The organism is Salinivibrio sp. SS3, assembly GCF_001722105.1.
Classification (GTDB): domain Bacteria; phylum Pseudomonadota; class Gammaproteobacteria; order Enterobacterales; family Vibrionaceae; genus Salinivibrio; species Salinivibrio kushneri.
This window is the reverse complement of record NZ_MEBQ01000043.1, coordinates 245,001-267,980: the sequence shown is the minus strand read 5'-3', so window position 1 is coordinate 267,980 and position 22,980 is coordinate 245,001. Positions and strand designations below refer to the sequence as shown.

Here is a 22,980-nt window from a genome sequence, read left to right as displayed (position 1 = left end):
GAGCACGATGAAAGGTGATATCGGCGTAATTGGTTTGGCGGTCATGGGCCAAAACCTGATCCTCAACATGAACGACAACGGCTTTAAAGTGGTGGCGCATAACCGCACCGCGGCCAAAGTGGATGAGTTTCTTGAAGGCCCAGCCAAGGGCACTAACATCGTTGGCGCTTATTCACTGGAAGAGTTGGTTGAGAAGCTAGAAACGCCACGTAAAGTGATGCTGATGGTTCGTGCCGGTGATGTGGTCGATACCTTTATCGACAAACTCACCCCATTGCTTGAGAAAGGCGACATCATTATCGATGGCGGTAACACTAACTACCCAGATACCAACCGTCGTGTGGCAGCACTGCGTGAAAAAGGCATTCACTTTATCGGTGCCGGTGTGTCTGGCGGTGAAGAAGGCGCACGTTTTGGGCCGTCAATTATGCCAGGCGGCTCAGAAGAAGCGTGGCCAGCGGTGAAGCCTATCTTCCAAGGTATCGCAGCAAAAACCGATAGCGGCGAGCCATGCTGTGATTGGGTTGGACGCGATGGTGCCGGCCACTTTGTGAAAATGGTGCACAACGGTATCGAGTATGGCGACATGCAGCTGATCACCGAAGCGTATCAGTTCATGAAAGACGGTCTTGGCATGAGCCATGACGAGATGCAGCAAGTCTTTACCGACTGGAACAAAACCGAGTTGGATAGCTATCTGGTCGAGATCACTTCAGACATCTTGGGTTATAAAGACCAAGACGGTGAGCCTTTGGTTGAGAAAATCCTCGACACCGCGGGTCAAAAAGGCACCGGTAAATGGACTGGGATTAACGCGCTGGATCTTGGCATTCCGCTGACCCTGATCTCTGAATCGGTGTTCTCGCGTTGCCTGTCAGCATTGAAAGATCAGCGTGTCGCGGCAGAGAAGCTATTTGAAAAACATATTCAACCGGTTGATGGCGATAAAGCCGAGTGGGTTGATGCGCTGCGTCAAGCGCTGCTGGCGTCAAAAATCATCTCTTACGCGCAAGGCTTTATGCTAATGCGTGAAGCGTCTGATGAGAACGGCTGGGATCTCAACTACGGTAACGTCGCGCTGATGTGGCGCGGTGGCTGTATTATCCGCTCAGCCTTCTTAGGTAACATCCGTGATGCGTTTGATAAAGATCCTAACTTGGCCTTCTTGGGCTCAGATGCGTACTTTAAAGGGATCTTGGATAACTGCTTGGCGGCATGGCGGAAAGTGGCGGCGAAATCGATGGAAACCGGTATCCCCATGCCATGTACCACATCGGCGCTGACCTTCTTGGATGGTTACACCACAGCACGTTTGCCCGCGAACCTGCTGCAAGCGCAGCGTGACTACTTCGGCGCGCACACCTATGAGCGTCTTGATCAGCCACGTGGTGAGTTCTTCCACACCAATTGGACGGGCACCGGCGGTAACACCGCCTCGACGACGTACGACGTGTAACGTACGATGTGTAACGTACGGCGTGTAACGTGACAGACTAAGTCACTGTCCATAGCTATAAATAGAAAAGGGATGCGCTGGCATCCCTTTTTGTTGGCATAAGCAAAAAACTCACTTAGCATAGGCAAAAAAGGAGACCCTATGCCGCGTCCAAAAATGCCCCGCCGTATCTGCGGAAAACCGCATACCAACTGTTTTAAACCCAACGCCATTCCACTCAGTGAGCTAGAGATGGTGACCATTGGTCTGGATGAGTTCGAAGCCATGCGCCTTGTTGATCATCAGGGTATGCAGCAACTGCAAGCGGCGGAAGTCATGGGCGTCTCTCGTCAAACGTTAGCCAACCTGGTTAAACGCGCCCGCGCCAAAACCACCGCCTGCCTTGTAGAAGGAAAAGCACTGGTGTTTGAGTCAGAAGAGTAATTCGACATGAGCCGTCGTTACGTCAGTACTATTAAGCCCAATCTTCAAGTTTCAGTCCTTCAACACGCTGAAACTCCCTCGTATTGTTTGTGACTAGCACACAACCAGTCGCAATGGCGTGACCGGCAATCGCGGTGTCGTTTCCGCCAATAGGGGTGCCTTTATTCATTAGGTTGCGCTTAACTGCAGTTGTCGCGTCAACGGCGGCTTTATCCCAAGGTAAAATCTCATCGATTCGCTGAAGAAAAGCATCAACAAGCACGGCATGTTTTGGTGATGCTTTTTTTCCTAACAACCCGTATTGCATTTCTTGATAGGTAATGGCTGAGATAACAATGCGATGTTGATTGCCGACAACAGTGTGAAGCTTTTTCAATACCGCTTTGGGTTGCTCTCTCATAATGAATGAACAAATACATGTATCAAGCATGTAGTTGATTTTATTAGTCAAAGTTGAACCGCCCCTCATCTTTGATCAGTTCCTCGCGATGGGTCATGAAATCACTATCAGCCTTTTCGAGCTCGCCAAATGAGAGCCAACTTGGTCGAGCTGGGCGTAAGGTGATGACATCCCCCTCTTTATGAATTTCAAGCTCATTAACACCGTCAAACTCAAAATCCTTTGGCAAGCGTACCGCTTGGTTCTTGCCATTTTTGAAAATGGATATTGTTCTCATAAGGTCCTCGCTATGTATCTGTTCAATCTTTATTCAGTATAATTTCAGCGTGGCATATGTCAAACATATGCGTGACTGTAATGAAAATCGAACTGAAAGGGCCAGACCTTACACCTCTCACAAGTCGTGCATTTGGAATGGCAAACTTGATGCTTCAACACATTATTTTTGACCTCTTCTAACTTTGTTTATTGCATATGCCATAAATCAAGCGTATTTTTGGCATATGCCATTTATATAAAGAGAGAACGGAAGATGACAATTGCCATTGCGATGAATCAAGACCGCCCTGCGGGGCATTTTATGAAAGCAGAACATTTTGTGCTGTTTGACGACGATGGACAGGCACTCGCTCAGTTCGTCAACCCACGTGTAACGGAAGGTTGTGGTGCCAAAAACGCCTTGATTGCGATGCTAAAAGCCAACCAAGTAACGCGCGTGGTGACCCGTCATATTGGTGAACATGCGTTAGCGGGGTTACTTGATGCTGGCTTACATGTGTATCAGCTCACTAATCGTCGCTTAAATCCCACTCAGTGGCTGTCGCCTGCGTACTGGCAACCGCTTACGGATGCCAGTCAAGGACGAGCGGCGTTGCAGCGAATGAAGCAGCAAAAACCAGAACAACAGAACGCCGCTTGTTACTCAGAGCGTGGGAAAGGCTGTGGCGCGCAAGGCCACCGTTTAGGTCATCAACATCGAGGATGTGGTAAGCGGCAAGGCCAACGAGGTCGTAACGGTGGACAGGGTTGCGGTTGCCATGACTGAATTACGTGTGATGCCGCCACGTTCGCATCATCAGTGTGTGGCTTGCAGTGACAACGGACTATTTAATCTTAAATTTTATCAAAATGATAAAAACGCTGTCAGCGCAAGGGTGTGGCTAGAAAGCACTTGGCAGGGGTATCAAGATCAGCTACACGGTGGAGTGATTGCCACGCTTTTAGATGCGGCGTTGACTCATTGTACCTTTTTGTTTGCCCCGCAAAGTGTGACAGCGTCACTTAATATTCGCTACCACCATCCGGTGCCTGTTGCGGTTGAGGCTGAGGTACGTGCTTGGTGTGTGAAAACGAAACACGGCATGAGTCGGTTGGAGGCAACGCTGACCGTTGCGGGCACTGTGTGTGCCAGTGCAACGGCAAGCTTTATGCAAACACGCGTGTCGTGTGCGTCAAAAACTAGCTAACGGCGCGGCGTAGGCGATCATGTACGGCAAGCCACGCTTCGCCATGAGGAGGCTGGGCGAGCCAGATTTCATCGACGCCGAGTTGGTCGGCTTGCGCTAATTGGTGATATAACGCTTGCCCGTAGCGTGCGGCGTCATCCGGCATGGCAATGCAGACCAGATCATCCCGTGTTGGGGCTTCGCCAAAGTGAAGCAAGGCCGCGCGTTTTTCCGGATGGGGCGCAGGGAGATCAGACAAGTCCGCAGCCACCATCTGCAACCGGGTGTTGGGTTGGTAATGGCTTCCCACATTGCCGGGCACCACTGTGTCGTGCTGCTCGGGGGCGTTGACCGTTTCACCCAGCACGGCGCTTAGTTCGCTGGCGGTGATTGGACCGGCGCGAAGTACGCGGAATGGACGCTTGGTAAGATCGACAATGGTCGACTCCAGCCCATGTTGGCAAGGGCCGCCATCAATCACTGCGGCAATCTTTCCGCCTAAACCATGCATCACTTGCTCTGCCGTGGTGGGGCTGAGCTTTTTATACGGGTTCGCTGACGGGGCGGCAACGGCAAGCTGATGGGTGGCGAGCAGGTCCAACAACACAGGTTGCGCAGGCACGCGAAGCCCAATGGTATCCAATCCACCTGTAACCACTGGTGAAATATGCTCAGCACGTGGCAGCAGCAGCGTCATCGGCCCTGGCCAGAAGGCATTCGCCAGCTTATATGCTTCATCCGGGATCTGCATTGCCCACTCGGTGATCGATGCGACGTCACCGAGATGAACAATCAAAGGATGATTGGCGGGACGTCCTTTGGCGGTAAAAATGCCCGCGACGGCGTCTGGATTGCTGGCATCCGCTGCCAAACCGTACACGGTTTCTGTGGGCACCGCGACTTGTTCGCCGGCTTTCAGCAGCTCGGCGGCTTGTGTTAGATCCGTTGAACACTGCGCTGAGAGAAGTTGCGTTTTCAACGACATGCTCCGTTTTATGTTGCTACGTTCAGGTGATACCACTGACCCGAGCGATCGCGTTGCCAAACTGCACCTTGTGCATCAATTTGCATCAAGTACAGCCAGCCGTGATTCGCCAGCGCGGCTATATCGTCATGGCGTGCAAGTATACTATCAATTGCCTCCCGAGGGGCAGCGATAAATACGCTTAATCGTACTGGCTGGTGGCGATATCGACGGCCATCGTGTACGGATTGATGCGATAAGCCAATTCGTAAGTCGCCACCATTCCCTTCAAACACCCCAATGTGGCCACCCACGATGTTGTGTAGCAGTTTGTTTCCGCTGCCGAATTTTTCCGGTGCGGTGACAGAAGCAAAATACTGCAGATTGATCCAATTGGTCACCACCATGGGCGCGGTGAGTATGGCTTCAAGCTGGCTAAAGTCACTGTCTTTATGCATGTCGTAGTCGTGTAAAAAGCTGCGACCTTGCAAATTAATCTGTCGAGACAGGGTGCGCGGGCCCACGATCAACGCGGCGTTGTCACACAGTCCCCACTCAGGACGCATTTGTGCCCAGTCTTTGGCCCGTGTGGCAAAGAAGCGTTTAAGTTTAGATGGTTGGGTTGGTGTTTGATCAAACTGGTTGGCGCGAGTTGCACGTGCATGCTCGCTCGCGTCGGCCAGCCAAGTTTGCCACGCAGCATGCTCGGGGGCGTGAAAGACATCCAGTGCGTCGGTGGTGGTGTTGTGCATGGCGGCATAAAAATGGGTGCTGGCGGGAATGGTTACGCCTTGTTGTGCCATGGCATCACGCACGTCGGCATCATTCAGCAATTGTGCGAGCACACGGACATTTACCTCGCCGGTTTGTCCGCCGCAAGCACCACAGTCAAGCCCTGCTGCATGAGGGTTGTTACAGGTTTCACTGCCATGCCCCACCAACAAGACGGCATCGGCCAGTTGATCAGCAATGCCCATTGCGCGCAAGATGCCAGCGCCTAGCTCCGCCTTTTCGGCTGCGCTTAACGGCGTATTGTCACGGGTGAGCGCCCAATCACTGTCAGTATGGCTGAGTCGATTTAACGGGTTTTCGGTGCCAGAAATGCGTAATGCGCGTTTTAATAGGCTCACCAGTTTTAGCATGCCACCAGCTTCGACCATGCCTAAATTGGCGGCCGGTGCATCGAGACTGCGCTGCCAGCCGAGCTTGGTCATTCGCAACCAGCGTTCGGGAGTGGCATGAGTTTGTGAGGCGGTGACCGCCGGTGCTAATAAGCCGGGCAGTTGCGGGCGGTGAATTTGGCTATCGGTGGGCTGATAGGCGATCGGCAAGCCAAAAAAGCCAGCAAAGCCAAGGGTTTGAATCCTGTCAGATTGTGCTTCTAACGCGCGACGCATCGGCTCAGAGCGCACATCGATACAAAACACAGCTTGCAGCGTGGGGGAGGTAGCGAGTGTGTCGACACTGGCCTGCGCGGACAAGGCGTGTGCCCAAGGGTGCTGCTGACTGATTTCTAGCGCTTGCTGCCAAATCCACAGTGGCGCGAGCTGTTGTTGTGCTTGGTGATACCAATGGCGCACATTCACCGCTTGGTGGTGCATGGATTGACGAATGCTTGCCCACGCTGCTTCACGGTGTTTGGCAAGCCAACGTGCCAGCACTGTATCCCACGCGAGTAAAATCGCGAATAGGCCCATACCATGATCTTGCTGTTCACTGTCACTGAGCTGTTGGTGCCAATCTAACCAGGCTTGCCAGCTTGCCCAACCCGATAAACCATGCATCAGCGCGTGGCAATAGGCCAAGTTACCGTCTTGGTCGTGAAGGATCGGTTGCCAAAAGGCGGCCGCTTCCGCGATCAGGGCATCCATTTGAGTGGGCAGTGCGGCGAAATCGGCAAGCAAATCCACGCCAGTGAGGGTTTTAATGCCTTTATCTTGGCTCACCACATCCAACCAGCATTGATAAAGGTGCTCACCGCCTTGGCCTTGGGCATCAAAACGCTGTGGGTATTGGTGATAAAGCGCGAGAAACTGGCTCACTTGCTGCTGGATTTCTTGCTGCCACGATAAGCCTTCTTGTGCTTCTCGAGTGCGGTCACACAACTCAGCCAATGGCTTCCAACGCGGGAGATCACTGCTATGACTGCGCAGCGCACGCAGACAATCACTGACTGTCAATGTGCTGTCAGAGGTTGAGATGGCCTCGGCAAGATGTGCCTCACTAATGGGCGATTGCCAATGCGACAGATAGTACGCCGACGACATCAACGGACAGTGGCCGCTTAACACCGCTTGCTCAGCAAAGACGTGCTCAATGGGGGTAAAGCGTTGTGGCCACCATGGGTTCACCGCAATCATTTGATCCAACGGCCAGCTTGGCGCAATCGCTGCGACTGCTTGCTGGGTGGCATCGCGAAAATCGCTCACATCGAGGGACTCAGGGTGTGCAGATACGTTGGGCGTTTTCGCAATCATTAGCGCGTCTCCTTATGCGGTTGCCATTGGGTCGTTTGTAGTTGGATTAAAGAAGCACTCGGCCACCATTTGAGCGTTAGGCGCGTCGCCCACTCATCAAGGTAAGCCCCGGCGTTCAGCCAAATAAACAGGCGGTTGACCCACGCTTTGTGAGGCCAGTACTGGACCGCCAATGACAGAGCAAATAGCGCGATAAACAGCACCAGCGCAAAGGTATCGGCAAATAAATAGGTGGCATTTCCACCCGCGACAAACACAATCAAACTATGTTTAATGGCGGCGTAAAGCCCGAGCAAGCCAAGTGCAAACACGCTACTGAGCAGCACGCGTGTGGGGCGAGCAGCGCCTGGGCGCGTGAAGGCCGGTAATAGCAGCATGGTCATCGCCATCCACAGCAACCAACCGGCGGCTAAGCTATTTAAAATACCGACACTCAGATGCATGGCGACAATCAAGCCGGCGGCGGTAGCCATCGCGGCAAGCCAATGGTTACGACGCGGGACTGAGGCGTCAGCCAGTTGGGTGGCGAGCCAATGATTCACGCCATTGCCGCTGTTGAGGAAAGAAAACGCCTTGTAGAAAGAGTGCGCCAGTAAGTGCAGCAGTGCCAACTCGTAAAGCCCTAGGGCGATTTCGACCAACATCAGACCCATTTGTGCCACGGTCGACCACGCCAGTTTTACCTTAATGCTCACGCGTGTCAGGCTCACCAGTCCCGCCACCAGCGTACTGACGCCTGCGATAACCAGCAGGGCAAGGCTGGCACTGGGGCTCGCCGCGAGCACTGGCGCGAACAGCATCAATAAGATCCCGCCAAGGTTCACAATACCGGCGTGCAATAAGGCAGAGACAGGCGTTGGCGCTTCCACCACTTGAATTAACCAGCCGTGCAAGGGCAGTTGCGCGCACTTGATAATCGCCACGCCCACCAACATAAAGGCGGCGATGCTTACAGTCAGTGTGTGAGGCTGCTGGCTGACTTGAAACATCAATTGATCAATCTGCGCGGTTTGGTAGTGGAAAAACAACAGTAAAAATGCGCCACCGAGTAGCAATTCGCTAAAGCGGGCGAGCAGCATTTTTTTATGCGCCGCGAGTTGGGCGCGAGGCCGATGGGGATAGAAAAGAATTAAGCGACCTAATGAGAGGCTAACCGCCACCCAAGCAAGCCAAAACAGCAACAGGTGATTGCTAACTAAAACCAATAAAACTGCCGACAAAGTGAGCAGCAAGGATGAAACAAAACGGTGTTTGTCGGCTTCGCCCGCAAACGCAGTGGCACTGTATCGCCAGATAACACCGCCTAGAAGCGCAACCAGTGCCAGCAGTACCAGTTTGAGCGGCGTAACAAGAAATAGGGATAACATGACTTACCTCACAGCAATAGTTATGCGTACCATTGTGAAAACTTACTACAGTTAAGTAAAATACATAATAAATTATTTTTCATTCTGTTTTAGAGAACGATGAGCCGACTCAACTACCATCATTTGTATTATTTCTGGCAGGTGGCGCGCCACGGCAACCTGACCCAGACCGCTCGCCAGCTGCATATTTCGCAGTCGGCGCTGTCGTCACAAATCAAGCAGCTTGAGCAGGCGATGCAGGTGCAATTGTTTGAGCGGCAAGGTCGTACATTGACGTTGACCGAAAGTGGCTATCAAGCGATGAACTATGCCGAAGAGATTTTTCGTCAAGGGGAAGAGTTAGAGCAGTTGTTATCCAGTGGCGGGGCGTTGTCTAGTGCCACGATTCGCATTGGCACCTTATCCACCATGTCGCGGAACTTTATCGAGCAGTTTATTCAGCCACTGGTCAATCAACGGGAGTGCCGTTATGTGTTGCAGTCGATGGATCAAACCGGCTTGCTTCATGCGCTGTCTGATCACCAGTTGGATTTGGCGCTAACCAATATCGCGGTGCGGGGCACCAATAAACAAATTTGGCAGTATCAGCAACTGGCACGTCAGCCGGTAGCCGTGATTGGTTGGCCGGGTAAAGCCTTATCGCCCACCTTAGACGCCAGCTACCAGCACCAATCGTGGGTGTTACCTTATGGCGATAACCCGATTCGCTCTGGGTTTGATGCCATCTCAGCGCAGTATCAACTCAAGCCTTACATCATGGCAGAGGCCAATGATATGGCGATGTTGCGCCTATTAACCCGCGACAATGATGCGTTAGCGGTGATGCCTGAAGTGGTCGTCCGCGATGAGCTAGATAGTGGCATGCTCACCCGCTATGCCTTATTGCCGAGTGTGTATGAGCCGTTCTATGCGGTATCGATTAAACGTCAGTGGGTGCATCCGCAATTGAATTCGCTTTTAGATGCGTTCAGTGCGTCGCCGCTCGCGCATGGCGACGACCTTCGCGACGGCAACGGTCAGAGCAATATCTAACCTCGTCCCAACAGCGCGCCCACTTTTTACGCCACGTAAAGGGGCGTTCGCACGTCAAACATACCTTGCTAGGGAGATGCGGCTTTTTATGCGCCATCTGGGTTACCTCCAGTGGATGGAGTGGCTGGTAAACGTGATTTTTTAGTGCGCTTGTCTGCGTGCCCCGGGCTTTTTCGATGTTCAGGGTTTTTTGTTGGCTCAGGGCTGTTTGTTGGCTCAGGGCTGCTTGGACGCACATGGGTGGCGAGGATCCGTGCTTTTTCGATACGAACCGCGTCTTGTTGACGAAACGACCATAAAATATCACGCGCACGTTTGCCGGTTTGTTCGATATCGACAATGGGTTTCGGGTAGTCTTCGCCAAGCACCACGCCGTACATCATCGCTTCCATATCGGTCATTTGCCACGGGGTGTGGATCAAGCTATCGGGCAAGGGAGAAAGCTCGGGTAACCATTCACGAATAAATGCCCCTTGCGGATCTTGCTCTTGCGATTGTTTCACTGGGTTATAAATGCGCAAGGTATTGGCGCCCGTCACGCCAGCCTGCATTTGAAACTGAGGGTAATGAATGCCGGGCTCAAAATCGAGAAATAACTGCGCCAAATGATGCACACCACGCCGCCAATCAATCAGTAGATGGTGGGTTAAAAAACTGACCAGCATCGCCCGCATACGAAAGTTGATATAGCCGGTGGCGTGTAGGCAACGCATACAGGCATCGACGAGCGGATAACCGGTATGGCCTTGTTGCCACGCGAGCAGGTGCGCATCGCTCTGCGGACCGTTCGCGTACTCAAAATGTAAGTAGCCTCGATTGACGGGCCGATGCTCCATGTGGTGCTCGCTTTCAAATTTCTGCATAAAATGACAGTGCCAATGCAAACGCGACACCATAGCGACCAGCGCACGCCGCCAACCCTTTTTTTGCCAATGGAGGAGGGTGATTTGATACATCTCGCGCACGCTGATGTTACCCCATGCAAGATAGGGTGACAGCCGCGTACAGCTTTTGCGGCTGGCGAGCGGTTTAGAGATGTGACGTTGATAGCGTTGCCCGCGCTCGCGGAAAAAAGACTGCAAGGTTTTGTACGCCCAACTCGGGCCGCCGGGCTGAAAGCGTGGCGCAGGCGAATCCCAGTTATGGTGACCGAGTGAAGGTAGCGTGAGCGATGTGTCTAGCCAGCGCGCTTGTTGCCAATCGGGATCGGCAAGGGGAGCGCGCATCACCTTTTGCCATTCTGCGTCCCAATTAACCCGACTTTTCGCGCCGCGGATCACCGCCCCGGTAGGAAATTCATGCCAAGGGATCTGATGGCTTGCCAGCCATTTCGCCACCGCTTTATCTCGCGAAAATGTCGCGTCGACGCCAATTTCTTGATGGCTGTACACCGCGCCAATGACGTGTTGCTGGTGAATGGCGTCGAAAACGCTGAGTGCCTCACCTTGGCAAATGGTGATCTGCCCGCCAAGTGGCGCCAGCTGCCGGTTGAGATCGCACAGCGATTGCCAGACAAATCGCCAATGGCGCTCGCTATGGTGTGGATCGTCAAGCAGCAGTGGCTCAAACAGGTACAGGATCACCAAGGGGCGCCCAGCGGCAATGGCAGCTTGTAACGGGGCGTGATCCCGCAGGCGTAAATCGCGTTTTAGCCACACAAGGCTGATGGGCGCGGACATAGGGCTCTCGACAGTCGTAACAACAATCTTTTATTCACCATTGGCGATACGACGCTGAATGGCGCTTGGATCCCTGATGCTGACGGGGTTGAGGTCTAATTTCTCTGATTAACAAGCGCTAAGCGTACAAAGCGAAATCAAAATGGTTTGCATTTACCTTTTAAGCATCGGAAAATTACCGCTCTCAGAGATAACGGGCAAGTGCCACGCGCTTGTGTTTGCGAAAGTAGGATCGGGATATGTTAGAGGCAAAGGACGTTGCGTTTGCCGTCAACGGAAACGTGTTACTCGATAAGGTGAGCTTGTCGTTTACGCCGGGAAAAATCTGTGCGTTGGTCGGGCACAATGGCTCGGGCAAGTCGACGTTGATAAAACTGTTAGCGCAGCAACAAGCAACCAGTAGCGGGCAGATCACATTAGACCAAAAGCCCTTATCAAAATGGTCGGAAAAAGCGTTTGCGCGCGAGGTGGCGTATTTGCCACAGCATTTACCGGCAACCGATAACTTAACCGGGTATGAGTTGGTCAGTTTTGGTCGCTATCCTTGGCATGGTTTGCTGGGGCGGTTGACCAAAGCCGATCATCAAGCGATCAACGAGGCAATGGCACTGACTGGCACTCAAGATTATGCCGAGCGCCTAGTCGATACCTTATCGGGCGGCGAGCGCCAACGGCTGTGGATTGCGATGCTGCTGGCACAGCAAACGCGTTACTTACTGCTCGATGAGCCGCTGTCTGCGCTGGATGTGGCCCACCAAGTTGAAGTGATGACCTTGGTGCGCAAACTCAGCCGAGAGCTGGATAAGTCCATCATTATCGTGGTGCACGACATTAATATGGCGGCGCGTTTTTGTGATGAGATTGTCGCCTTGCATAGCGGGCAAATCCTGACTCAAGGCGCGGTTAGCGATGTGTTTCAAGAGTCGGCGCTCAAATCGATTTATGGCATTGAGATGCCGATTGCCGATCATGCTGCCGGCTATGCGGTTGCGATGCCGGGGGAGTTATCGCCGGTATGATCAAGTCTTCGTTCTTGACGCTTATGGTCTGGCTGACCGCGGCCATGATGTCGGCTAGCGCCAGCGCGTCGCCTCGTATTCTCTCGCTGGATTGGACCCAAACTGAAACCTTGTTGGCGCTAGGCATTACCCCAGTCGCGGTCGCGCAAAAGGCAGATTACAATTCGTGGGTGAAAGCCCCGCCCATTCCAGAGGACACTGTCGATATTGGGCTTCGCACCCAGCCGAACATGGAGCGTTTGGCCGAGCTTCACCCCGATAAAATTCTAATTTCACCCATTTTTAAGGCGATGAAGCCCAAGCTAAGTACCATTGCGCCGGTTAGCTCGATTCCTCTGTATGAAAGTGGCTTAAGCTGGGCATCGCTAAAAACCGTGACGCGGCAAATTGCACGCGAAGCCAATCGTCCCGATGCTGGTGAAACCCTGATTGCCAATGCGAAACAGCAATTGGCGAGCTTGCGCGATACTATTCCCGGCGAACAGCCCCCGCTGCTGATGATCCAGTTTCTCGACCCCAACCATGTACGGGTGTTTGGGACGAACAGCTTGTATCATGCCGCTATCAGTGAATTGGGGCTCAGCAATGCGTGGCAAAACACCACCAACAGTTGGGGATTTAGCATGGTCTCCACCCGCGAGCTGCTTGACCTTGATGCGCAACTAGTGATTGTGCGCCCACTCCCCGCGGGCGTCGAGCAAACCCTAAAGACTAATATGTTTTGGCAATATTTGGTTAAACGCACGGGACACACACCATTGATGATTGACCCGGTGTGGAGCTTTGGTGCGATTCCATCGGCGTTACGATTTGCCCGCCTTGTGACCGCGGCATTGACCGAGCAAGGAGGGCAGTCATGAAACTGAGTCTGTTATGGGTGCCATTGGCATTACTGGCCGCACTGTTAAGCCTCGCCTCCACTCAGTTGGGGCAGTGGGATGTGAATGCATCTATGCTCTGGCAGTCGCTGTGGTCGCTGGATGACAGCGCGTCGATTGGGGTGGTGATGCATTTAACCTGGTGGCCACGCTTGGTCACCGCATTGCTGGCGGGGGCGTGTTTGGGGCTGGCCGGTACCTTGATGCAACAGGTATTGCGTAACCCCTTGGCCTCACCGTCGACGCTGGGGGTGGCGAATGGCGCCAGCTTGGCGCTGATGCTTGCGACGCTTTATGCCCCTTGGCTACTGACTTGGTCGAGCGCGATGGTGGCGATGTCTGGCGGGGTGCTGACCATGCTGGTGGTGTTTGCGCTGGCATGGCGACGCGGCCTATCGCCCACCGTAGTGGTGATCGCGGGTTTGATTTTAAATCTGTACTGCGGTGCGCTCAGCACCGTGCTGCTGTTGATGAATCAAGAAGCGCTACACGGCATGATGGTGTGGGGCGCGGGCTCGATGGTGCAAACCGATTGGCACAGTGTGCAAGCCTTATTGCCACGTATTGGGCTGGCGGTCGTGTTGATCCTTGCCTTGTTAAAGCCGCTCAACGTCCTGAGTCTGTCTGATGAAGGGGCAAAAAGCTTAGGGGTATCACTGGCGAAAATCCGCGTGATTGCGCTGGGGCTATCGGTGCTTCTGACCGCGTGGGTGGTCAGCTTGATTGGCGTGATTGGCTTTGTCGGTCTCGCCGCGCCCGCGATTGCGCGTTTATGTGGCGCTCGCAAGCTTATCACCCGATTGAGCCTAGCGATGATTTTAGGCGCCTTGATGTTGGCAGCCACTGATCTGGCTGTCCAACTGTTACCTGGCCGTCGGGCCATGATGGTCCCCACGGGGGCAGCGACAGCAGCGTTGGGGGCGCCTCTTCTTTTGTGGTTGTTGCCACGGGTGTCACTGGGGAATCGCCAACGCCAACAAATGCATGCCGGGACGCCTGCACCACGTCAGGATTGGCCACTAGGCCGAACGCTGATGTTACTGGTGTTGGGTGTGGTGATTTTTGCTACCGTATCGCGTCAAAGTGAGGGCTGGCAGTGGCTGGCGCTCAGCGGCGATTGGTCCTTGTTGGAGTGGCGCTTGCCACGCTTGCTGGCCGCGGCATTGGCGGGTGGTGTGCTTGCTGTTGCCGGTGCCGTGCTTCAGCGTTTAAGTGCTAACCCGATGGCGAGCCCTGAAGTGATGGGGATCAGTGCCGGCACGGCGCTGGGACTGATTGTCACTATCTTTGCTGGCATGGGCGCATCTATGGTGAGCTTATATGTCGGTGGTCTAATCGGTGCGGGGGCAACCTTGGCGTTGATTGTGCTGCTTAATCGCAAAACTGGCTTTCAGCCAGAAAAGGTATTGCTCACTGGCGTCGCCATCGCAGCACTGATGCAAGCGGTGCAAAGCTTCTTGATGGCGGGGGGCGATCCTCGCGCGTATCAAGTGCTCGCGTGGATTTCAGGTTCAACCTACTATGTGACTGACAGCACGGTGACGACATTGGCCTTGGTTACCGCCGTGCTGGTGGCGCTAGGATTAATGTGCCAGCGTTGGCTCGATATTTTGCCACTCGGTGGCGAAACCGCTCAATCGCTGGGGGTTAAGGTAGGGCGTGCCCGCATGCTGTTGCTGGCCCTCGTCGCCGTCATGACCGTCAGTGCCACCTTGGTAGTGGGGCCGCTCAGTTTTGTCGGGCTGATGGCCCCGCACATTGCGCGTAGCTGGGGGGCGAAAAATGCCCGGGCGCATATGGTCACCGCCGGATTGATTGGTATGGGATTGATGCTGTTTGCCGATTGGCTCGGACGACAATGGTTGTATCCGCAAGAAATGCCGGCTGGGATCATTGCTTCCTTGATAGGTGGGCTCTACCTAATGATTGTGTTACGTAAGCTATAGTTTTAACGTGCGGTGATCGACAGGATCGCCTCATCCCTAACTAAAGAGATGCAGTTTGCATCTCTTTTTGTTTTAGGAGCCAAAAGAATGAACAGTGATTCCATGCAGCGTGTGGCGGTTGTCGGCGTAGGCGGCGCGATCGGTGAAGCTTTTTGCCGTGCATTGCTCGACAAGCCATCCATTCAGCAAGTCTTTGCCTTGGGGCGTCACCCCGCGCCACTTGCTGAGATAAGTGAAAAGGTCACTCCTGTGGCGGTGAACATTCGCGATGAAGCATCAATACAAGCAGCGGCCGAACACATCGACGACAACCATTTAGATGCGGTGATCATTGCCTCGGGGATGCTGCATGATGATGCGGTCAGTCCAGAAAAGCGACTCGCGGCGTGCAGCAGTGAGGCGATGCACCAGCTGTTTGATGTAAATGCTGTGGCGCCGCTGCTGTTGAGCAAACACCTTGCGGCCAAATTGAAACGCAACGCTGAGGCGAAGCTCGCTATCTTGTCGGCGCGCGTGGGCAGTATCAGTGACAACCGTGCGGGCGGTTGGTATGCCTACCGTGCAAGCAAAGCGGCGGTGAACATGTTAATCAAAGGCATGAGCATCGAACTTGGCCGCCAAGATAAATCATTAACTGTGGTTGGCCTGCATCCGGGGACCGTCGACAGTCGTCTATCCGCGCCCTTTCAAGCCAATGTTAAGCCCGGCAAGCTATTCAGCCCGGCTCAATCGGCTGGCTACTTATTGTCGGTATTGGATGGCCTCGACAGTCGTCACACCGGGCGTCTGTTTGCATGGGATGGAGAAGAAATTGCCCCGTAGACTGGGGCATTATCGAGTCACTTCCAATGCAATGGCTGCTCTAGGGTCGACAAAGGCTTTTCGCTTCCTAGTCCTATCATTTCATCGTATGCCGTGTCGGTCACTAACACGTACTGCGCGGCGTTAACCCATTCAAAATCCTCTTTCACCGCCAGCAAGCTGCGAGATAAGTAGGGCTTATCGCCGTGATAAATCAGCTTCTGCTCCACCGTATCCCCGTGACGCAAAAAGGCGATGGCTTGATACAACATGCCATCAATGCCACGGATCTGAATCTTGTCAATGTTGTCGCAATTTATCAGTTCGCTCAGTTGTAAATTCATCACTCGTCCTTGCGGTTAGGCCTTCCCCAGCCACTACGAGCCATGCAAGCACGCGGATCCCTCGAGGGTAAAGCATTATCAGTCGCAGCCCCCTTTTCAGTCTGTAATGTAAAATAAATGTTACGCAAAGGTAAAATTAAAACCGTGGCAATGAGATGATTTTCTCTGCAAAGTCGACGTAACCTGTGGGTAACGGAGACAATGCGTAAGGCTGACTGCCGCTGTTTACGCGCGATTTTTTACGCCAGACAACGACACAAGGCGGTGAACGTGAAACAGAGTAAATACCAATCCAAACCCGTTGATGAGCTGGGCCGAGTAGCCTGGTCGGCACAAGAAAACGATGTATGGCGCCAGTTAGTCACACGGCAACTTGCGTGTATCAAAGACAAAGCGTGTCAGGAATATTTAGACGGACTACGCATGCTCGACTTGCCGCATGATACGGTGCCACAGATCCCAGATGTGAATGAAGTGTTAATGCGAGAGACGGGCTGGCAAGTGGCTCCTGTGCCTGCATTGATTGATTTCGACCATTTCTTTGCCTTATTGGCGGACAAGAAATTCCCTGCGGCGACCTTTTTACGCACCAAAGAAGACTTTGATTACTTGCAAGAGCCGGATTACTTCCATGAGATTTTCGGTCACTGCGCGATGCTGACTCACCCAGCGTTCGCTGAGTTTACCCACATGTACGGCCAACTGGGTAAGAAAGCCACGCCCAAAGAGCGCGTCTATCTTGCACGCTTATATTGGTTTACGGTCGAGTTTGGTTTACTCAGTGATTCGCAAGGCAATCGCAGTATTTATGGCGGCGGGATCTTGTCGTCGCCGGCGGAGACCGAGTACGCCTTTAATAGCGACAAAGCGGTGCGTAAGCCTTTAGAAGTGATAGATGTCATGCGCACGCCCTATCGGATTGACATCATGCAACCCATTTACTTTACCATTGAGTCGATTGACGATTTATTTGCCATCAGTCAACGTGACTTGATTGCTGATGTGCATCAAGCCATGGAACTGGGCCTCCATGCGCCTTTGTTCCCGCCCAAACCGAAAAAGACAGAACAGCAAAAGGAAACGCAACATGTCTGAACTAACTGAGTTGAAATGTGAAGCCTGTAATATTGATGCCCCTTTGGTCAGTGCTGAGGAAATGCCAGCGCTGCTTAAAGACATTCCGCAGTGGCGTAAAGTAACACGAGATGGGATTGATCAGCTCGAACGTGAGTTCACCTTCCGCAACTTTAAGTTGGCGTGGGCGTTTGCCAACCAAGTGGCTGAGCTGGCTGAGCAAGAAGGACACCATCCCGCTATCTTGCTGGAGTGGGGTAAGGTGACCGTGACTTGGTGGTCGCATAAGATCAAAGGCCTGCACAAAAATGATTTTATTTGTGCGGCGAAAACCGACGGCATTGTCCCTGAGTAAACCAAAAACGCCCTGAGTGTGATCTCGGGGCGTTTCTTTTTCGCTCACTTGCTATCTATCCCAGTCACGCAAGTATCCATCCTGCGATCTCATCACCACTTCTCGGCAATCTTTTACTCTTCTTACGACTCTTGGCCGTAGAATAGGATAGATTGAAAAAGTGACACGGTCACTTTATCGTGTTGAGCCTACTCTTCTTCGTCGCTTGTGTCTTTTTGCTTAACGGCAAAATACTGCGCTAGGATTTCGTCAGTGAGCTCACCTTTCTCCTCAAGCGCTTTGAGTTTTGCCACAATCGCTTTTTGTTCGTCGAGTGAGGGCAATGTCTCTGGCTCATGCTCGGGGGCGTCATCGGCCAGTTGATTCAAAATATCCATAAATGTACCTCGTAATATGCTTAACGCAGAGCCTAGCAAAAATCGTGATTTTGCCCAAGCAAAAGACGAACGTGGGCCAAGTAGTTGGACTTAACACACTCAGTTACATCAAAAAAAAGGCTCAGACCCCGCGCCATTGGTCTACGTTTGTAGTAAAGGTTTGTTTTAGGGAGAGTGAGTGGTGAGTGAAATCTTTTTTTCGTGCCAACCCATCTTTAACGAAGGGCAAAATCATTGGGGCAATGAGCTTCTGTTTAGGGAGGGCCAAGAAAATAAGTTTCCTTCAATTGATGAAGATACGGCGACGTCACGTATTCTCAGTGCCAACTTTTTGTCAGGGAAAGAGCTCGATGATAGCTTACGATACGTGGTGAGCTTTTCGGAGGCAGCACTGCTTGATGAGATCCCCTTTTCGATTCCGGTTAAATCTCTAGTGATTTGTGTCACCGCAAAGTGTAACGCGACGCCGATGCTGGTGAAGCAACTGGAGTCTTACCAGAAAGCTGGCTTTACCATTTTAGGAGAGAGTGATGTCTTCACGAGTCGCTGGCAAAGGCACTTACACCTGTTCGGGGTTGTCCGTGTCAGTATGGCGACAGAAAACCTTTCCGATTGGACGGAGGGGATTGCTAACTACCCGGATATACGCTTTTTGGCCAGCAAAGTAGAGAGCAACGAAGAGTTTGTGTTGGCCAAACAACTCGGATTCAGCTTGTTTCAAGGGTATTTTTTTGAGCAGCCTGTGATTAAAAGCCATAGTGATGTGGCCCCCTCAGTGATTAGTTTATTGGATGCGTGTATCGTGATTAATCGCAGCCCCCACGATATCGATGAAATCACAGAGGTTATTTCTCGCGATGTCTCGTTACTCTACAAAGTCGTCACAAGTGCGAATATCTTAGCGAAGTCAAAAAAGAAAGCGATCACTAATCCCAAACAAGCGGTGGTGTATCTTGGGTTAGAGTCATTGCGGCGACTGATCTCGCTGTTAATTATGTCGAACATGAATCATCAAGAATGCTCACACCTGCAGAATGCGGCGATCCTTCGGGCTATTTTTATGCAGCAAGCAGGTCCACTATTGAACGACCTGGATCCTGATGAAGCCTTTTTGGTGGGCGCGTTTTCACTCCTTGATGCGATGTTAGGCGTGCCCATGGAGGATGTCGTAGAAAAGCTTTCCCTCAACCAACCGGCAAAACTAGCATTATTATCACGATCAGGTCCGTATGGTGACCTCTTAGAACTATGTAAACATATTGAGCATGCGAATTGGGATTGGGTTGGATCACTGTGTGAGAAAATGGCGCTAAGGGAGCGTGCGGTCTTGAAAGCGTTTGAGAAAGCCCGATACCAAACTCAAACCCTGGCGGCGACAATGCAGGTGTGATCATGATGAATAAAGTAGGTATGTGGCTCGCTGTTATTTTAATTGTACTAGCTACCTTACTATTGGGTGTGTTTGGTTACTATAATTATCATGTAGCCAAAGAGCGACTTGAGTCTGATATGAGCCAAGATATTAACTCGATCACTCAACGCCTAAAGCAACGTCTTCCTACTTTGATGTGGAATTATGACTTTAATAATGTTCAAAATGATTTAGACAGTGAAATGGGCTCTCGTTATATCCATCGCCTTGAGCTGACGGATAGCAATGAACAATTTCGTTATGTGACTGACTCTAAAGGCATGCGGTCAAGCGATGAGTTAAAAGAAATCAACGTTTCCTTGGTCTATGATCAGGGAGGCCAATCTGTCGATGTGGGTAGGTTGATTATCTACCAAGATAGTCGATACATAGATAAAGAGCTCAACACAGAAATTCTCCGTACTGCCACGCAAATCATTCTGTTGAACTTGTTGGTTGGTTTTTTTATTTGGAAATACGCTAAGCAGATCAATCGAGCGGAACAAAGTCGTGCGTATTTAAATACAGTGATTCATAGTTACACTGATGCGCTATTAGTGCTCGGCGATAAGCACAGTATTATTACTATTAATGACTCGGCTAAGAAGTTATTCGAATTAGAATCTGTGCCCGACGAAGCGATCAGCTTATCGACGATTATTTCTCGCGTCAGCCCTAATTCACGCGGCTATTTTTCACAAGCGCTTTATGGTCTTGGAGGGCAGTTACAGCGGTCATACGAGATAGATACGGATCAAGGTGTCCGTATTGTGCAGGTCAAATCAACGCCCATCAAAGATGAAGACCCGAGAGCACTGAACGTGGCGATTATTCGCGATATCACGGAACAGCACCTCGATAAACAAAAAGTATCTAAAGGGGCTGAACTTTTCTCTGCGATGAAAAGCTTACAAGATAAGTTTCTGATCAGGGAAGATTTCGGTAAGAGTTTCCAAGATGTTTTGCAGATCCTATTACGAATAGGGGAAAGTAATCATGGCATTATTGTCGAGGTGGGTCACAGCGATGATGATCCGATCAAAACCAATCTGCCTTATAAAGTGCTCGCACAAACTCGATTGGTGAAGAATGAGTTTATTGGTGAAGAGTTTGTGCGAGCACTGATTGAGGAAATCATTGAGACCAAACAAAGCAAACGTAGTCTGCAAATGGCGAGTGTGGCAGGAAATAATCAGAAAATGATTATTAACGTTTATGGTACGCCCCTATATATGTCGAGCCAGATGGTGGGGGTGGTGTGCTTGTTTGATGAATCGACCACCTACAATGAAGAGCTTCAAGGCTGGATTGAGCCGATACTATCAAGTCTGAGTGCTATGGTGCACTTTGTGCAGCAGAAGTCGTTGAATGACATGATCTCAAAAGAAATGGCACGAGCTAAGGAGCAAGCAGAGCGGGCGAACGAATCAAAGACCAATTTTTTAGCAATGATGAGTCACGAGATTCGCACACCCATGAACGGCATTGTTGGCATGTCTAACCTTTTGATGGAGACCTCGCTCAATCAGCAGCAACGCTATTTTGTTGATACCTTACAGCACTCTTCGACCGCGCTGCTGAATATCATTAACGATGTGCTCGATTTAACTAAGATTGAAGCTGGAAAGATGACGCTCACCAAACAGTCATTAGATTTGGCGGAGCTTGTTCACGAATCCTTAAGTATTTTTACCGCAAAAGCAGCGGAAAAACAGTTGCGCATACACTGTTATATCGACCCTGATATGCCCTGTGACATTGAGTTAGATGCCACGCGTTATAAGCAGGTGATCATAAACTTGGTCGGCAACGCCGTTAAGTTTACCAAGCAGGGGCATATTGCTGTGCGGTTATTCCAACGGCAAACGGGTGATGGCTCAGTAACATTGGTCATGGAAGTAGAAGATACAGGGATCGGGATCCCGGAAGACCGCCACGAAGCCATTTTTGAGAACTTTACCCAGGTCGACAACTCCTATTCGCGTTCTTATCAAGGCACGGGACTGGGCTTACCAGTCTGTCGTAAATTATTGCGGCTTATGGATGGTGACATTTACATCCGCAGCCAAGAGAACCAGGGAACCACTTTTACCGCCGAAGTGCCCGTCACGATCAGCGATCCTGACTCTCAGTTATTAGCCCAATCCAAGCTAGAAGCGGGGATAGAGAGTGATTCCATCTACTTGGTGTCGGAAGATGCTATTTTGATCGATACGCTATCCGCCTACTTAGACCGACTTGGTTTGCGTTTAGTGGCTAAAAGCGATGGAAACGCATTAATCGTTGGCGATCTCAGCGACGCTGTGTTGATGATTGACCAAGATAAAATGCAAAGTTGCCAGGCGTTAGTGGGCAAAGCGCAAAAATCGGTCGCAATTAGCCATGATGGCCATCATGACACTGGCATGGCGACGCTGACTTGTCCGATTTATCACGTTGAACTGTATCGTGTATTAAACGAGGATGAGAATGCATTGACAGAGCCTGAGCCTGTGGCTGGGCAGTATGATGATATCCAATTCAACCTTAACGTTCTCGTGGCTGAAGATCACTTGGTGAACCAAGAATTGATTGACATTATTTTATCTAAACTAGGCTGTCAGCGTGCGCTGGCCGTCAATGGTAAAGAAGCGTTAGAACTTCATAAGTCTTCACCGTTCGATATCATCTTAATGGATTGTCAAATGCCGGAAATGGATGGCTTTGAAGCCACGCGTGAGATCCGAAAATTCGACAAAAACACGCCCATTTTGGCAGTGACGGCTAACGCGCTCTCTGGCGATGCAGAGCGTTGTGTGGAGGCAGGGATGAACGGACATCTCGCTAAGCCCTTCAGTAAAGATCAACTCATTGAATTGTTACTCCTGTATGCTCATCCAGATGCGGTCAGTTATGGCGATAAAACCACTGACGAAGAGGAAACGACCTTGGATGACTTAGCCAGTGAGCACTTTACAGATGCGTCCACAGAGACAAACTCCTTACCAGAACCAGAACCAGAACCAGAACCAGAACCAGAACCAGAACCAGAACCAGAACCAGAACCAGAACCAGAACCAGAACCAGAACCAGAACCAGAACCAGAACCAGAACCAGAACCAGAACCAGAACCAGAACCAGAGCAGCCATCCGGAGGGAATACAATGAGCGACACCTCACCCCCCATTGACATCCAGCATGTCAAAGACCAAATCGGTGATAGCATGGACTTGGTAAAAATGCTGCTTGATAAGTACGTAAAAAACCAAACCAATGATTTAGAGGCTTTGAAGGCCGCGTTTGCAGAACAAGATATCGAAAAAATTAAAAAACTTGGCCACAAAATGAAAGGAGCGGCCGCCATGATCGGCGCCAAAGCACTATCACAAACATGTCTTGAGTTAGAAAAGTCACCGCATGATGAGTTGGAGGCGCTACATCCCTACCTTCAGCGGATAGAGGATCAGACAACACAGGTGATTCAACAGGCAGAGCACCTCTCTGAAACATCTTGATACATTATCCGGCACTGGTTAGCATAGCCGTTAGCGCG

22 protein-coding genes are annotated in these 22,980 nt (G+C 51.5%); 13 read left to right on the top strand and 9 right to left on the bottom strand.

Translation table 11 applies throughout. The features are described 5' to 3' along the window. Window positions 1-7 precede the first annotated feature (7 nt). The gene (gene gnd / locus BGL48_RS13020; protein WP_069363035.1) at window positions 8-1,456 is read left to right on the top strand and encodes a decarboxylating NADP(+)-dependent phosphogluconate dehydrogenase; all 1,449 of its coding nucleotides are present in this window, start codon (window positions 8-10) and stop codon (window positions 1,454-1,456) included. Window positions 1,457-1,597: 141 nt separating this feature from the next. Then, on the top strand, window positions 1,598-1,879 hold the full coding sequence (locus tag BGL48_RS13015) for a DUF134 domain-containing protein (RefSeq protein WP_069363034.1): 282 nt from the start codon (window positions 1,598-1,600) through the stop codon (window positions 1,877-1,879). Window positions 1,880-1,910: 31 nt separating this feature from the next. On the opposite strand, the gene BGL48_RS13010 is transcribed toward BGL48_RS13015, so the two are convergent. Further along, window positions 1,911-2,330 (bottom strand): type II toxin-antitoxin system VapC family toxin, encoded by a 420-nt coding sequence (locus BGL48_RS13010; protein WP_235607571.1) that lies wholly within the window; start codon window positions 2,328-2,330, stop codon window positions 1,911-1,913. Beyond that, entirely contained in the window at window positions 2,323-2,556 is a 234-nt protein-coding gene (vapB, locus tag BGL48_RS13005) for a type II toxin-antitoxin system VapB family antitoxin (protein ID WP_069363032.1), read from the bottom strand. Before vapB ends, BGL48_RS13010 begins: the two co-directional genes overlap by 8 nt. Before the next feature lie 255 nt (window positions 2,557-2,811). Here vapB and BGL48_RS13000 point away from each other — a divergent pair, with 255 nt between their 5' ends. Beyond that, entirely contained in the window at window positions 2,812-3,324 is a 513-nt protein-coding gene (locus tag BGL48_RS13000) for a NifB/NifX family molybdenum-iron cluster-binding protein (protein ID WP_069363031.1), read from the top strand. Next, window positions 3,317-3,745 (top strand): PaaI family thioesterase, encoded by a 429-nt coding sequence (locus BGL48_RS12995; RefSeq protein ID WP_077599451.1) that lies wholly within the window; start codon window positions 3,317-3,319, stop codon window positions 3,743-3,745. Before BGL48_RS13000 ends, BGL48_RS12995 begins: the two co-directional genes overlap by 8 nt. Here the strand turns inward: BGL48_RS12995 and BGL48_RS12990 are convergent. The 3 genes from BGL48_RS12990 to BGL48_RS12980 are packed head-to-tail and all read right to left on the bottom strand — an operon-like array spanning window position 3,738 to window position 8,532. Next, on the bottom strand, window positions 3,738-4,709 hold the full coding sequence (locus BGL48_RS12990; RefSeq protein WP_069363030.1) for an L-threonylcarbamoyladenylate synthase: 972 nt from the start codon (window positions 4,707-4,709) through the stop codon (window positions 3,738-3,740). The genes BGL48_RS12995 and BGL48_RS12990 overlap by 8 nt on opposite strands. Before the next feature lie 8 nt (window positions 4,710-4,717). Continuing rightward, complete coding sequence (locus tag BGL48_RS12985; protein WP_083238604.1) at window positions 4,718-7,165, bottom strand: DUF2309 domain-containing protein; 2,448 nt, start codon at window positions 7,163-7,165, stop codon at window positions 4,718-4,720. After that, window positions 7,165-8,532 (bottom strand): NADH-quinone oxidoreductase subunit L, encoded by a 1,368-nt coding sequence (locus tag BGL48_RS12980; RefSeq protein ID WP_069363029.1) that lies wholly within the window; start codon window positions 8,530-8,532, stop codon window positions 7,165-7,167. Before BGL48_RS12980 ends, BGL48_RS12985 begins: the two co-directional genes overlap by 1 nt. A gap of 99 nt (window positions 8,533-8,631) precedes the next feature. Here BGL48_RS12980 and BGL48_RS12975 point away from each other — a divergent pair, with 99 nt between their 5' ends. Continuing rightward, the gene (locus tag BGL48_RS12975) at window positions 8,632-9,564 is read left to right on the top strand and encodes a LysR family transcriptional regulator (RefSeq protein ID WP_069363028.1); all 933 of its coding nucleotides are present in this window, start codon (window positions 8,632-8,634) and stop codon (window positions 9,562-9,564) included. On the opposite strand, the gene BGL48_RS16060 is transcribed toward BGL48_RS12975, so the two are convergent. Together BGL48_RS16060 and BGL48_RS12970 are read right to left on the bottom strand one after the other, a co-directional pair. Beyond that, entirely contained in the window at window positions 9,500-9,661 is a 162-nt protein-coding gene (locus BGL48_RS16060) for a DUF2256 domain-containing protein (protein WP_077458369.1), read from the bottom strand. The two genes, BGL48_RS12975 and BGL48_RS16060, sit on opposite strands and share 65 nt — an antisense overlap. Further along, on the bottom strand, window positions 9,651-11,243 hold the full coding sequence (locus tag BGL48_RS12970) for an FAD-binding domain-containing protein (RefSeq protein ID WP_069363027.1): 1,593 nt from the start codon (window positions 11,241-11,243) through the stop codon (window positions 9,651-9,653). Before BGL48_RS12970 ends, BGL48_RS16060 begins: the two co-directional genes overlap by 11 nt. 239 nt (window positions 11,244-11,482) lie before the next feature. Here BGL48_RS12970 and BGL48_RS12965 point away from each other — a divergent pair, with 239 nt between their 5' ends. The 4 genes from BGL48_RS12965 (at window position 11,483) to BGL48_RS12950 (ending at window position 15,908) form a co-directional block, all read left to right on the top strand. Continuing rightward, entirely contained in the window at window positions 11,483-12,262 is a 780-nt protein-coding gene (locus BGL48_RS12965; RefSeq protein WP_069363026.1) for an ABC transporter ATP-binding protein, read from the top strand. After that, entirely contained in the window at window positions 12,259-13,122 is an 864-nt protein-coding gene (locus BGL48_RS12960; RefSeq protein ID WP_083238603.1) for an iron-siderophore ABC transporter substrate-binding protein, read from the top strand. The genes BGL48_RS12965 and BGL48_RS12960 overlap by 4 nt, the downstream gene beginning before the upstream one ends. Beyond that, window positions 13,119-15,086 carry a Fe(3+)-hydroxamate ABC transporter permease FhuB gene (gene fhuB / locus BGL48_RS12955; protein ID WP_069363024.1) on the top strand — a complete coding sequence of 656 codons (1,968 nt, stop codon included), beginning with the start codon at window positions 13,119-13,121 and terminating at the stop codon, window positions 15,084-15,086. The genes BGL48_RS12960 and fhuB overlap by 4 nt, the downstream gene beginning before the upstream one ends. An 87-nt stretch (window positions 15,087-15,173) precedes the next feature. Continuing rightward, complete coding sequence (locus BGL48_RS12950; RefSeq protein ID WP_069363023.1) at window positions 15,174-15,908, top strand: SDR family NAD(P)-dependent oxidoreductase; 735 nt, start codon at window positions 15,174-15,176, stop codon at window positions 15,906-15,908. Window positions 15,909-15,925: 17 nt separating this feature from the next. Here BGL48_RS12950 and BGL48_RS12945 read toward each other — a convergent pair whose 3' ends face one another. Further along, window positions 15,926-16,231 (bottom strand): DUF6482 family protein, encoded by a 306-nt coding sequence (locus BGL48_RS12945; RefSeq protein WP_069363022.1) that lies wholly within the window; start codon window positions 16,229-16,231, stop codon window positions 15,926-15,928. 201 nt (window positions 16,232-16,432) lie between these two features. Between BGL48_RS12945 and phhA the strand changes: the two genes are divergently transcribed. Together phhA and BGL48_RS12935 are read left to right on the top strand one after the other, a co-directional pair. Beyond that, entirely contained in the window at window positions 16,433-17,326 is an 894-nt protein-coding gene (phhA, locus tag BGL48_RS12940) for a phenylalanine 4-monooxygenase (RefSeq protein ID WP_077599460.1), read from the top strand. After that, window positions 17,319-17,660, top strand: a complete 342-nt coding sequence (locus tag BGL48_RS12935) for a 4a-hydroxytetrahydrobiopterin dehydratase (protein WP_069363021.1) — start codon at window positions 17,319-17,321, stop codon at window positions 17,658-17,660. Before phhA ends, BGL48_RS12935 begins: the two co-directional genes overlap by 8 nt. 188 nt (window positions 17,661-17,848) lie before the next feature. Here the strand turns inward: BGL48_RS12935 and BGL48_RS12930 are convergent, their stop codons facing one another. After that, the gene (locus tag BGL48_RS12930) at window positions 17,849-18,037 is read right to left on the bottom strand and encodes a hypothetical protein (RefSeq protein ID WP_069363020.1); all 189 of its coding nucleotides are present in this window, start codon (window positions 18,035-18,037) and stop codon (window positions 17,849-17,851) included. A 181-nt stretch (window positions 18,038-18,218) separates the two neighbouring features. Here BGL48_RS12930 and BGL48_RS12925 point away from each other — a divergent pair, with 181 nt between their 5' ends. Together BGL48_RS12925 and BGL48_RS12920 are read left to right on the top strand one after the other, a co-directional pair. Next, window positions 18,219-19,427: an EAL and HDOD domain-containing protein gene (locus BGL48_RS12925; RefSeq protein ID WP_069363162.1), complete on the top strand. Its 1,209-nt coding sequence runs from the start codon at window positions 18,219-18,221 to the stop codon at window positions 19,425-19,427. Window positions 19,428-19,429: 2 nt separating this feature from the next. Next, entirely contained in the window at window positions 19,430-22,942 is a 3,513-nt protein-coding gene (locus BGL48_RS12920) for a hybrid sensor histidine kinase/response regulator (RefSeq protein WP_069363019.1), read from the top strand. Window positions 22,943-22,980: the final 38 nt, after the last annotated feature.